Source organism: Psychrobacter nivimaris, from assembly GCF_009812035.1.
Lineage (GTDB): Bacteria > Pseudomonadota > Gammaproteobacteria > Pseudomonadales > Moraxellaceae > Psychrobacter > Psychrobacter nivimaris.
The window spans coordinates 1-11,916 of the sequence record NZ_VZIZ01000031.1 but is presented as its reverse complement, the minus strand read 5'-3'; the positions used below and the strand labels follow the sequence as shown (position 1 = coordinate 11,916).

Sequence of the window (11,916 nt, the reverse complement as noted above, 5' to 3'; positions counted from 1 at the left end):
AAGGTTAGCTTATGTCACGCCAGACAACCAGTCTTAACAAACCCCAAACGCTTGTACAAGTGCAGCCCAAACTGGCTCGATATGTCGGTTTTTTTGCGATTGGATACACGCTTGCCAGTACCATATTTATGATGATACAGACCAAACTTGCGCTCAATCCACAACTGGTCATGGTGGTTTCTATTATCGTGGGTGCTTATATCGCTGTCAGTAAATTTATCAAACATCAGAAGCGAGCATTAGCACGAGATGAGATTAATAAGTTGATGTTTGGTGGGGTTATGATTGTCTGGATGCTGACGGTCATTTATTTTTCAGCCATCTGGTTTTGGCTGTTTGATACGATAAGCCGTGAGGTCCTGTTCGAGATGGCGATGCAGCGTCCACTGCCCCTGCTTTCATCACTGATGCTGATGCTGGTTCTCACTCTAGTCAGTGCGCGAATCAGTCTATGGTCTATCAATCGATTATTAGACCCTATACGCAAATCAACGTAAGTACAAACCATCATCTACAAGGTGCTACAAAGTTTTCCCCTGCTAATGCGTAAAATCCGTTAGGCTAAGTTTAAGGCGTGTCATTATTTTAAGAATAGTACTAAAAATGAGACAAAGTAAGACGCGCCCTAGTAAGTAGTATTTTAGCGATGACTTGTTTTACCTTTATAATAGGAGCGAACATTATGGACATGATCTTTTTTGACAACATAGACAAGCTTGGTCGTATTGTTTTGACGACTGTTATGGTTTACGTGTTAATCGTGACAGTCACCAAAATCTCTGGCAAACGCTCAACGTCACAGCTTAACAACTTCGATTGGATCGTGACGGTCATGATCGGTTCGTTAGGTGCCAGTACGATTTTGCTTAAGGACATCCCCTTTGTTGAAGGGGTGTCGTCTATTTTAGTATTGTATCTATTGCAATTTGTAGTGACCAAATATGCGTCTGTTTCACCGCAATTTAGTAACTTTATTTTATCAGAGCCGCGTATCGTTTTTTATCAAGGGCAGTTTTTGCCAGACGCCATGCGTGATGAACGTTTGACGCGTCAGGAAATCGAATGTGCCATGCGTACTGAAGGGGTTAATAGCTTTGATGATGTCGAAGCCATTGTCTTTGAGTCTGATGCAAAGCTGACTGTCATTCCAAAGCCAAGCCAAGCGGACGATCAAAGCGCAAGTAGCAACGTATCAGAGACGATTAACCCTCTGATGTAAATTGCAGACAATAAAGAACGAACGATACAACTATTAAGAACACACCCTAGTAAGCTTGAATTTAGTTATCGAGATGGTAAGCATTATGAAAGTAAGAATTTTGACCGTTGGCAATAAAATGCCTAGCTGGGTACAGACGGGTTTTGACGAGTATTACAAACGCATTCAACCGATGCTAAGCACAGAAATTGTCGAGATTGCGGCAGCCAAGCGGGCAAAAAATCCTTCAGATGCTAATTTGGCACAGTACCGTGAGCAAGAAGGTCAGGCTATATTAGCCGCTCATAATGCATCAAGCCGCGAGCAATTATGGGTGCTAGATGTCAAAGGTAAGATGATTTCGACCGAAGGACTGGCTGATAAGCTCGCAGATGGCATGCAACAAGGCGATGATATTGCCTTGGTCATTGGCGGTGCAGATGGCGTCTCACCAGAAGTATTAGCAAAGGCCGATGCAAAGTTATCACTATCGGCACTGACATTGCCACATCCGCTAGTACGCGTCGTACTTATGGAGCAATTGTATCGCGCGATGAGTATCAATAATAACCACCCTTATCACCGTGGTAATTAAATAAAATACTGAGCTGTTTTTTTTGATTTGGAACATCAACCCTAAAATAGATTGAAAAACTGGCGCACGCCCTAATAAATGCAACATGAAATATCCAAAACGTGCGACACCTAACGCCTTTAAGCCCACTCATCAACGTAATGACCATCATAATGTGCAGACGCCTATCACAGCGGCTGCCGCATGGGAAAATACGTCTGATGTAGCGACGAATACATCTAAGCTGCCAGCGCTCTTCATCTCGCATGGCGCGCCTACTCTTGCAATTGAGCAGTCTGCGACGACCAGTGCACTGGCACGTATCGGTCAAAACCTACCTAAGCCACGTGCCATCGTCATTATGTCAGCGCATTGGCAGTCAGCAAAGCTTGAGATTAGTAGTAATCCACAGCCAAAGACGTGGCATGACTTTTCAGGGTTTTCGCCTGAACTTTACGACATTCAGTATCCTGCTATAGGCCAGCCAGCACTGGCTGAGACACTTGCGCAGCAGCTGACCGCACGTGGTATCACTTGTAGTGTCAATCCAGTACGTGCCTGTGATCATGGTGTGTGGGCGCCGCTCAGACACCTGTACCCAGAAGGCGATGTGCCTATCGTACAGATATCACTGCCGCAGCATTATGACAGTATCGCCTGCTATCAGTTAGGCGCGCAGTTGGCACACCTACGTGATGAGCAAATCCTCGTCATTGGCTCAGGTAATATTACGCATAATTTGCAAGCATTGCGCTGGGAAGCTGACAGCATCGATCAAACAGCCAAAACGTTTAAACAATGGTTGTTACAGCAGCTTAAAATAGACATTCCCACGGCGCTCGATTGGCAGCAATACCCAGACTACAAAGACATTCATCCAAGTGATGAGCACTTGCTACCGTTATTTTTTGCATTAGGTACTGGTCAGCGCGTCTCTGTCGTTCATCAAAGTATGGCCCATCATAGTTTGGGTATGGATATTTATCGCTTTGATTGAGTGTTATCAATCCAAACTATAGAATTCAATCCTACTTCTCAAAAGCGTGTTTGGTAAATAAACCTGCGCGCTCCATCTCGCCCGCCACACTGAATAATGTCGCTTCATCATTCATACGCCCGATTAATTGCATGCCAATCGGTAGGCCTTTTTTGCTCATACCTACGGGTACTGACATCGCGGGTAACCCCGTAACATTACCCAATAGCGTAAAGCCCATTTTACCTAATACAGGTGCGCTTAGCTTTTCTATCATGCCTGAGCTAAAGGCATATCTACCCATATTAAAACCCTTGTTAAGCACCTCGGCGCTACGCATCATCATCTCATCCATACGACTCGGCGGTAGTACACCATGCTTTACCGCAGGCGTGGGCACAGTCGGGCATAAAATCATGTCGTAGTCTTCTAGCAATAGACCCGTCTGATACTGGCTATGATGCCAGCCATGTTTGGCATGTGCCAAATCAACCGCTGATAGCGAACGCCCAAGCAGCGCCATATTGTAGGTTTGTGGCTCTAGGTTTTTGATATGGTTAGCCCCAAACTCACGCTCGATATTATCAATCGTAAAAGCCGTATGCGCGCAGACCACAACGATAAAGTCATGCCAAAACTGCTCGATATTGATGTTTGGCTCAGCTGGTACTACTTCATGCCCCATATACTCTAATTGCTTAGCCGTTTGCTCAAGTATCGCCAGTACCTCCTTGTCCACTGTCGTATTAGCTATCAAAGGCTGCTGATGCAAAGCGATTTTTAGCTTTCGCGGTGCACGCATTGCCGCTTGCAAAAAAGTACCGTCTGGCGGAGCTATAACGTAAGGGGCACCAATCTCTGCTCCACTAGTGGCATCTAGCATCGCCGCACTATCGCGCACTGAACGCGTAATCACATGGTCAGCGACTGCGCCCTCCCAGCATTCACCAAGATTAGGGCCCATTGGATTACGTCCACGGCTTGGCTTTAACCCAAACGTACCGCACCAAGCAGATGGAAAACGTATCGAGCCGCCACCGTCACCACCGCCTGCCATCGGGACAATACCGCTCGCAACTGCTGCTGCACTACCACCGGACGAGCCGCCAGAACTGTAGCCTTTTTTAAAAGGATTGTGAGTAGCGCCATGCGCTTTTGGCTCAGTGGTGATAATCAAACCAAACTCAGGAGTATTAGTCTTACCAAAGGTATTGACACCTGTCGCTTTCATCCGTTTGACGATTTCACTGTCTTTTTCTGAAATGATATTGACGCTGCGACTGCCCATCGTAATCGGCTCGTCGGCGAAGCTAAATGATAAATCTTTTAGCAAATACGGCACGCTAGTAAATACACCTGAAGGCAAACCCGCCTGCGCAGCATTGTAAGCACGCTCATCAAAACGATGCACGATAGCATTTAGCTTAGGGTTGATTTGATTGGCTTGATGGACAGCAGCGTCTAGCAATTCCTTTGCGCTAACCTCACCTGAATTGACCAATGCCGCTAAGGCGAGCCCATCATACTGAGTATATTCTTTAAACATAACTAACCTTCCTTGGAGAGTAATTTTATTAAGACTACATAGCACTCATACTTTCTAAAACTGACGACTATTTTTCATCAACTCCTCTCAGTTTAGTATAAAAAACCGTGCCTGATATTTGATAAACGGACTCGTTAGTCATCTGGTCAATTTCGCTAGTTGTGGATTTCGCTAGTTAAGGAGCTAATATGAGAATCTACTCTTCGCGCCCTAGAACGTATTTAATAATAAATACTTACTTCTAAACCCTCAATTTATGAAAGCATTATTAAGTTTCTTCCATAAGAAAACGAGCCATTCTCATGACTCGCTTTTTCGTCATCAATTTAAGAATTGATCCTACATCAATAGTTCACGTTTACCACTTTTGCCCATCGAGCTGACCAATCCAGCTTCTTCCATAGAGTCAACAATACGAGCGGCACGGTTATAGCCGATGCTGAATTTACGCTGAATGCTTGAGGCAGACACTTTACGTGTTTCCATGATAAAGGCCACGGCATCATTATATAAATCATCATCTTCACCAGAGGCGTTGGCTGTACTACTACCGCCTGGGCTAGACAATTCAAAGTTGCCTGCCATATTATCAATATAATCAGGGGCACCGCGCTCACGCCACGCATCACAGACACGGTTAACTTCTTCGTCACTGACATAAGCACCATGCACACGATCTGGCTCAATCTGCCCTGGCCCTAAGAACAACATATCGCCGTTACCCAGCATGTCCTCAGCACCGCCACTATCTAGAATCGTACGTGAATCGACTTTTGAGTTGACTCTTAGTGCCGCACGCACTGGGATGTTTGCTTTGATCAGACCCGTAATGACATCGACTGACGGACGCTGAGTCGCTAGCATTAAATGAATACCTGCAGCACGCGATTTTTGCGCCAAACGTGTGATGAGCTCTTCGGCTTGTTTACCGACCTGCATAATCATATCGGCAAACTCATCCGCGACAATGACAATCATGGGTAGTGTTTTTAGCTTAGGTGCTTGGCTAATACTTACGCTGTCATTCGGACGCCATAGAGGATCGAGCATTGGATTGCCTGATTTTTCCGCCGCAATGACTTTCTTATTAAACTCATTGAGCTTACGAACCTTTAGCAAACTCATCAATTGATAGCGTCGCTCCATCTCAGCCACACACCATGACAAGCTACTAGCGGCTTCCGTCATATCGGTGACTACTGGCGTTAGCAAATGCGGAATATCGTTATAGTTAGCAAGCTCAAGCTGCTTTGGATCAATCAAGATAAGACGCAGCTCATTGGGTGTATATTTGAGTAGCATCGATAGTAGCATTGAGTTGACCAATACTGATTTACCAGAACCTGTGGTACCAGCGACTAGCATATGCGGCGCACGCGCAAGGTCGGTAATGATTGGGTTACCACCAATGTCTTTACCCATTGCCATGCTAATCTGCGCTTTCGGGTCTTTGAACGTTTCTGTATTGAGCAGTTCAATCAAGCGTACCATTTCACGTTTCTTGTTAGGCACTTCGATACCGATATACGGTTTACCCGGAATCACTTCTACCACACGCAAAGAAGCCATCGATAGTGAGCGCGCTAAATCACGCGAGATACCTGTGACTTTACTAGCCTTCACCCCAGCAGCCAGCTCTACTTCAAAACGGGTGACGACAGGCCCTGGAATAGCATTAACCACAGAGGCTTTTACATTAAATTCTTGTAGCTTAATTTCTAACAACTCAGACAACTTTTCAAGCTCAGCCACAGTATAGCTAGGCTTGCGGTCAGGATCTGGCTTATCCAATATAGACACTTCTGGAATAGGCGTTAGACTGCTGCGATAAGCTGCCGTTTGCATCGAGCGCGACTTTTGACTGAAGGCTGCGTCATCACTAATATGCGGCATGACCGGTACATTGGTGTCATCATCACTGTCGTCCTCTGGCATCATATCGGTGATATGGTTGCTGCTATCGCCCTCTGGGACAGCAAAACTAACAGATGGTTGCGCGGGCGTTTTAGGCTCAGGCTGCACATTTGAGACTGGGCTAGTTACTTCCACCGTTGGCGCTGCTTTTGGATTGGCAGGAGGCGTATTGGTTGGTGTCATGTCTGAAACGTCTGACATATCTGACAATGCAGGCTCAGTCTTTACTGTTACCGGAACGACTTCAGGCTCAGAGACTATTGACGCATTATTAGTCTGTGGCAACTCTACAGGCGTATCAGACAGTTGATTAGCTGAATCCTGTGCAAAACTAATAGGCTCTTCTACGATAGGTTCTGGCGTCTTCTCTGGTAATATTGGCTCAGCTGCTACAGTTTCCTGAACAGGCTTAGAGTCTTCATACTTTTCTACAACAGATTCCTCAGGTTCTGATATATCAGTATGCTCTGCCAACCATGCTTCTGCCAACTTATCTACTTCCGCAGTCTCATTTATCATAGAGATTTTAGGATCAGCAGGTTCAACGACTGGTTGACTGGTCAAATCGCTGTGCACTGACTCATCAACTGATGACTGAGCTAGTGGTTCTTTATCATATACAACTGGTTGAGCAACCGCTTCCATCGTTGTAGTGGTCACAGTAGCAGGTACTACTTTCTCTAACGTTGCCGTGGTACTAGTACCCGTTTGGGAATAGTTGGGTACAGGCATAGCGGAACTGCCCATACTATTGGCGCTGTAAGCCATTTGCTCACTTGCAAGTAAGTCATCGACCGTATTGGCATCATTCCACGCAAAGCTTGGCTCAACTTTGCGAGCAATAGGTGCAGTCAAGTTTAGTGACACTGGCTGGACTGTACTATTAACCGTATCGTCAGTAGAGTTACTAAACGAGCCTGTATCGATATCTACCTGCTCACCTTTTGAGCTATTAGGTGTCGCCGCTGCTTTTGCTGCGATGACAGAGGCTTTGACACTATCTGCCAATCCTGAGGTTGCCAAAAAGTCTGACAAGACACTACCGAAACGTCCGCTACTGCTGACGTCTTGAGTAACGCTAGTATTTTCAGCAGACTGTAACTCCAATGGCAGCTGCTCATGCTCTACTTTCTTATCTACCGTTTCATCTAAGTTCTGGCTATTATCTTGTAATGTACTACTTGGTTCAGTAGCGTCGACAGCATCCTGACTTTTTACACCTGAACCAAGCCACGATAGCGCACGAACCTTTTGATATATCGTCATCCAATGGATATTAAAGGCAAACGTAGCGGTAATCACAACAAATACTGCTAAGAAAACCACACTCCCCCACTGCGATAGCAGCTGTGCCAAACGCGCCTGTAACTCTAGCCCGATAATGCCACCAGCGACACCTTCGAGGCCGATTGCGTCAGGGTTCGTGACTTGTTGAACTAAAGAGACCAATTGTGCAAATAATGCGCTAGCACTTAATAGTAAAAACACATAAGCGACCAATCGCATGAGCCAAAATGTTGGCTTGTTTTCCCACCAAATCAAGATAGATTCATAAACCACAAACGCCAAAAACCACCAAGCACCAAACCCAAAAAAGCTATAAAGCAAATCGGATAGCCATGCGCCTGCCTCGCCGCCCATGTTATTAATCGTAGTCATATCACTACTGATGTGCGACCAGCTAGGATCGTTGCCTGTGTAAGTCATCAAAATGACGAACAGATAAACGGCCAGTATTAACCCAAGGAGGGTAAACATTCCCTTTTTTAAATACTCAATAAGCGGTGCTGATATCACGTAAGATCTGCCTTGTTATTAATACTAAATGGTCGCCAATGCATGACTAAGCCTAATCATGCTGACATAAAGTGTTGACATAAATGTACCGAGCGAAGTGTTTGTTTGGCATGTGCCGATTGTAGAGCCTTGAAACAACCGTTATCGCTTGGCTCCTACTACACTTGGCATAACTTCTTATAATAACAAATACATAGGTGCAGTGGCGACAGTCTTCTCAAGAAAGCGTGTAAGAAAGTAAATCAGTAAACACTTTGTCCAAGAAAACAGCTGGTTAGCGAAACAATAGTGGAAAAATATGGCTAACTGTATTGCCTAGATTCTATAAAATAGTCTCCGTTTTCGCACTTATGTTCTAAAGTTATTTATTCTTTGATTCTAATGATACCTGTGTTTGTTTTAGCAAACTTGCACTTTGTACGCTGTGCCCTTATGTTATTATCACACAGCAATTAGAAGAAGCATATTCGTAGTCATTTTTGATATTCGTCTTTTATTATATTTATAACTTACATTTTTAATTCGTATATTTAGCAAGGAACAACTCATGGCAACTGACACTACTGCTCCACGTCACGAAAAGCTCATTATTTTAGGCTCAGGCCCTGCTGGCTACTCTGCAGCAGTTTATGCAGCACGCGCTAACCTTAAGCCAGTTATGGTTACTGGTATGGAAGTCGGTGGACAATTAACCACCACTACTGAAGTCGACAACTGGCCAGGCGATGCGCATGATTTGACAGGTCCTGCGTTGATGGAACGTATGAAAGCACATGCTGAACGTTTCGGTACTGAGCTAGTCTACGATCATATCAATGAAGTAAACCTAAATGAGCGTCCTTTTCAATTGACAGGTAACAACGGTAGCTATACTTGTGACGCGCTCATTATCTCAACTGGTGCCTCTGCACAGTACTTGGGACTAGAATCAGAGACTAAATTCAGAGGGCTTGGTGTATCAGCCTGCGCTACTTGTGATGGTTTCTTTTATAAAAACCAAAAAGTTGCGGTAATTGGTGGTGGTAATACAGCGGTTGAAGAAGCTTTGTACTTATCTAATATTGCGTCTGAAGTGACCTTAGTGCATCGCCGTGACAGCCTACGCTCTGAAAAAATCTTGCAAGACAAGCTATTTGAAAAAGCCAAAAATGGTAATGTCAAAATCGAATGGAACCACCAAGTAAAAGAAGTCGTCGGTGATGACATGGGCGTCAATGGCGTCGTCATCGAATCTATGATTGATGGCAGCACTAAACAACTAGATACAATGGGTATGTTTGTCGCTATTGGTCATAAGCCAAACACTGACTTGTTCAAAGATCAATTGGATATGAAAGATGGCTATCTGATCGTTAATAGTGGCTTGAATGGTAATGCTACTCAGACCAGTATCGAAGGTGTGTTTGCCGCAGGTGACGTAGCTGATCACGTTTACCGTCAAGCCATCACTTCTGCCGGCACTGGCTGTATGGCTGCGCTGGATGCTGAAAAGTACTTGGATGCACTGGGCGAAATCGTCGCTCGTGATCACACTTACGATTCAACCCTAACTGCAGATAAAGAAGCCTAAATGGGCAACTTTACTCAACAGCACGAAAAACACATTACGCCTGAGACTTTAAAAAGTCTTGGGCGTTATGACTTTCCCGATCCCATTTCTATCGATCCTGATGGCATTGGCATCGTCGCTATGGGCGGTGATCTGGCACCCGAAACGCTGATATCAGCCTATGCTCAAGGGCTGTTTCCTTGGTTTAACGAAGATGAGCCTATTGCTTGGTGGTGTCCCGAGCCGCGTTGTGTGATCATCCCATCTGCCTATCAACCGAGTAAGTCTCTACGTAAGCAAGCAAATCGCGAACGTTGGCAAGTGACGCTTAATCAAGCTTTTGACGATGTCATACATTCCTGTAGCTTACCACGTAGCGATAGCCTTAATGACAATCAGCCTGAAGGCGAGCATACTTGGATTCATGATGAGATGATCGAAGCTTATACCAAATTGCATGCGCAAGGCTTTGCTCATAGCATTGAAGTTTGGGACGAAGCAGGTCAACTGATTGGCGGATTATACGGGTTAAAAATAAACGGCATCTATTTTGGTGAATCAATGTTTCATCGAGCATCTAATGCGTCAAAGCTAGCGTTTTGGGGTCTGATGCGCTTATGTGAACAAAGTAATGTCGCACTCGTCGACTGTCAGCTACCGAACGATCATTTAATGAGCTTAGGTGCCACTACCTTACCGCGTGCTGACTTTCTGACTCAGTTAGACAACCTAATTGGCAGCCAGTCTGTGCCATGGCAAAAGCATTCTCATAAATCGTTATCCGTATCGCTACTGGATAGCGAGTCGCCTTGGCAACTAGAGTTATGATTATCATAGCGAAAAAATAAGAGGTTATTATGGCACTTGATACATCGTTTCTATTGATTGGAGAGCTAGCAGCAAAGGCCAATACGACCAAAGATACGGTTCGCCATTACGAGCAATTAGGCCTGCTAAAATCTCGCAAGCGTCAGGCAGGCTCCCGTCTATATACCGAATTTCATCCAGAATGTATCGAACGCATAGAGCTGATCAAAAGTGCGCAAGCTATTGGCTTCACCCTTACCGAAATCAAAAATAGCTTGAATGATTATTATGATGGTCACTTGGATATTGATTCGCAGCTTGTACTAACACAGCAAAAACTAGAACAGGTTAAAAAACAGCAAGCCAATATCAGCATAATGGTGGAGTTACTGAGCGAACGCTTGGATATTTTAGGTCGAATGAAAGCCGATAGTGATTATCAGCTTGATGTGGAAGTCTGTAAAAAGAAAATTCCTTTGCAATAAAGCTTAGTTAATTCTGCTTTTATATCATAGCTGTTATAGCTACTTTTATCATCGCCGTTTATTTTTTATTAGGGCGTGTCCTCATTTTAAAAATGGTGATAAAAATGAGATAAATTGCCGTCAAACGAGGAAAATAGTGCAGATAATATCGAGATATTGACCAACTATTTGACGATGTTTGGCAAAATTTAGCTGTTTTTAGCCCATTTAGAGGACACTCGTTTGAATTGAGGACACGCCCTAAGCTTTACTCACTTCATTAAATATAAGTATGCTGCATGATTAATGCATCGACTGCTGGTTTATGTGGCACTTTATAATAGCCTTTGCGTCTATGAATGATGCTAAATGCTTGTTGCTCGTATAACGCTATCGCCGCTGTATTGTCTGCACGTACTTCTAACAAAAGACTCTCTACCTGATTAATCTGTAACAGCTCATGCAGTTTATTCAATACCTGCGAAGCGATACCTTGGCGTTGGTACTTTGGATCAGTTCCGATACGTAACACCTCTGCTTGCTCAAAAGTTGTTTGATATAAGCAATAGCCAACTATCTCACGGTAAGAAGTACTATCTTCTTTGGCTTGATCGTAAGCAATCAGCAGACGAATACTGTCTTGTTCAAGCAATTCAGCCAATGTTTTCTGATTCCAAGCATCATCTGGTTGCACCGTCGCTTCTATATTAGCGACAGTTTGAATGACGTATTCGAGTTCTACTGCATTCGTTGGTAATACTTCTATCGCAAACATGACGTTCCTTTTACACGATTATGATTAAGCTGTTTTTATTATTACATTATACTTAGATGATACGTGTAGAGCTTGCCACACGCTTATTCATGTAGCCCTGTACTTATACAATCAATATTTCTCAATAAAAAAAGGCCACCCTAGATAGGATGGCCTTTTTTATGACTAATTTATAAGCTCATTGCTGAGACTTAAGGATTAGTTCAATACGTTAGCAACAACACCAGCGCCTACAGTACGGCCGCCTTCACGAATAGCGAAGCGAAGACCTTTGTCCATAGCGATTGGGTGGATAAGCTCTACGCCCATCTCAACG

At 44.3% G+C, this 11,916-nt stretch carries 11 protein-coding genes; 7 read left to right on the top strand and 4 right to left on the bottom strand.

All coding sequences use genetic code 11. The annotated features are described in order from the left end of the window. Window positions 1–11 precede the first annotated feature (11 nt). From FQV37_RS11300 to FQV37_RS11285, 4 genes are all read left to right on the top strand, one after another. The gene (locus FQV37_RS11300; RefSeq protein ID WP_160023063.1) at window positions 12–497 is read left to right on the top strand and encodes an ABZJ_00895 family protein; all 486 of its coding nucleotides are present in this window, start codon (window positions 12–14) and stop codon (window positions 495–497) included. Window positions 498–682: 185 nt separating this feature from the next. Next, complete coding sequence (locus FQV37_RS11295; RefSeq protein ID WP_160023061.1) at window positions 683–1,219, top strand: DUF421 domain-containing protein; 537 nt, start codon at window positions 683–685, stop codon at window positions 1,217–1,219. Window positions 1,220–1,304: 85 nt separating this feature from the next. Further along, a complete protein-coding gene (rlmH, locus tag FQV37_RS11290) occupies window positions 1,305–1,793 on the top strand; it encodes a 23S rRNA (pseudouridine(1915)-N(3))-methyltransferase RlmH (protein ID WP_160023059.1) in 489 nt (162 codons plus the stop codon). A gap of 85 nt (window positions 1,794–1,878) precedes the next feature. Further along, window positions 1,879–2,769 carry a DODA-type extradiol aromatic ring-opening family dioxygenase gene (locus FQV37_RS11285; protein WP_160023057.1) on the top strand — a complete coding sequence of 297 codons (891 nt, stop codon included), beginning with the start codon at window positions 1,879–1,881 and terminating at the stop codon, window positions 2,767–2,769. 31 nt (window positions 2,770–2,800) lie between these two features. Here the strand turns inward: FQV37_RS11285 and FQV37_RS11280 are convergent, their stop codons facing one another. Both FQV37_RS11280 and FQV37_RS11275 read right to left on the bottom strand, forming a co-directional pair. Continuing rightward, window positions 2,801–4,294, bottom strand: coding sequence for an amidase (locus FQV37_RS11280; RefSeq protein WP_160023055.1), 1,494 nt, complete (start codon window positions 4,292–4,294; stop codon window positions 2,801–2,803). Between the two features lie 339 nt (window positions 4,295–4,633). Then, window positions 4,634–8,005, bottom strand: a complete 3,372-nt coding sequence (locus FQV37_RS11275) for a DNA translocase FtsK (protein WP_205962090.1) — start codon at window positions 8,003–8,005, stop codon at window positions 4,634–4,636. A gap of 547 nt (window positions 8,006–8,552) precedes the next feature. On the opposite strand from FQV37_RS11275, the gene trxB reads away from it, so the two are divergent. The 3 genes from trxB to FQV37_RS11260 are packed head-to-tail and all read left to right on the top strand — an operon-like array spanning window position 8,553 to window position 10,846. Beyond that, window positions 8,553–9,575, top strand: a complete 1,023-nt coding sequence (gene trxB, locus FQV37_RS11270) for a thioredoxin-disulfide reductase (protein WP_160023053.1) — start codon at window positions 8,553–8,555, stop codon at window positions 9,573–9,575. Then, window positions 9,576–10,382, top strand: coding sequence for a leucyl/phenylalanyl-tRNA--protein transferase (aat, locus tag FQV37_RS11265; RefSeq protein WP_160023051.1), 807 nt, complete (start codon window positions 9,576–9,578; stop codon window positions 10,380–10,382). Window positions 10,383–10,411: 29 nt separating this feature from the next. Then, a complete protein-coding gene (locus FQV37_RS11260) occupies window positions 10,412–10,846 on the top strand; it encodes a MerR family transcriptional regulator (protein WP_101204974.1) in 435 nt (144 codons plus the stop codon). A 259-nt stretch (window positions 10,847–11,105) separates the two neighbouring features. Here the strand turns inward: FQV37_RS11260 and rimI are convergent, their stop codons facing one another. Together rimI and FQV37_RS11250 are read right to left on the bottom strand one after the other, a co-directional pair. Beyond that, window positions 11,106–11,600 carry a ribosomal protein S18-alanine N-acetyltransferase gene (rimI, locus tag FQV37_RS11255; RefSeq protein WP_160023049.1) on the bottom strand — a complete coding sequence of 165 codons (495 nt, stop codon included), beginning with the start codon at window positions 11,598–11,600 and terminating at the stop codon, window positions 11,106–11,108. Between the two features lie 198 nt (window positions 11,601–11,798). Next, window positions 11,799–11,916 (bottom strand): EF-Tu C-terminal domain-related protein (locus FQV37_RS11250; protein ID WP_478009640.1); only part of this gene is annotated, 118 nt, incomplete at its 5' end.

Coding starts and splice junctions, on each gene's coding strand:
- FQV37_RS11300 (WP_160023063.1), top strand. CDS start 12: ATGTCACGCCAGACAACCAGTCTTAACAAACCCCAAACGCTTGTACAA.
- FQV37_RS11295 (WP_160023061.1), top strand. CDS start 683: ATGGACATGATCTTTTTTGACAACATAGACAAGCTTGGTCGTATTGTT.
- rlmH (WP_160023059.1), top strand. CDS start 1,305: ATGAAAGTAAGAATTTTGACCGTTGGCAATAAAATGCCTAGCTGGGTA.
- FQV37_RS11285 (WP_160023057.1), top strand. CDS start 1,879: ATGAAATATCCAAAACGTGCGACACCTAACGCCTTTAAGCCCACTCAT.
- FQV37_RS11280 (WP_160023055.1), bottom strand. CDS start 4,294: ATGTTTAAAGAATATACTCAGTATGATGGGCTCGCCTTAGCGGCATTG.
- trxB (WP_160023053.1), top strand. CDS start 8,553: ATGGCAACTGACACTACTGCTCCACGTCACGAAAAGCTCATTATTTTA.
- aat (WP_160023051.1), top strand. CDS start 9,576: ATGGGCAACTTTACTCAACAGCACGAAAAACACATTACGCCTGAGACT.
- FQV37_RS11260 (WP_101204974.1), top strand. CDS start 10,412: ATGGCACTTGATACATCGTTTCTATTGATTGGAGAGCTAGCAGCAAAG.
- rimI (WP_160023049.1), bottom strand. CDS start 11,600: ATGTTTGCGATAGAAGTATTACCAACGAATGCAGTAGAACTCGAATAC.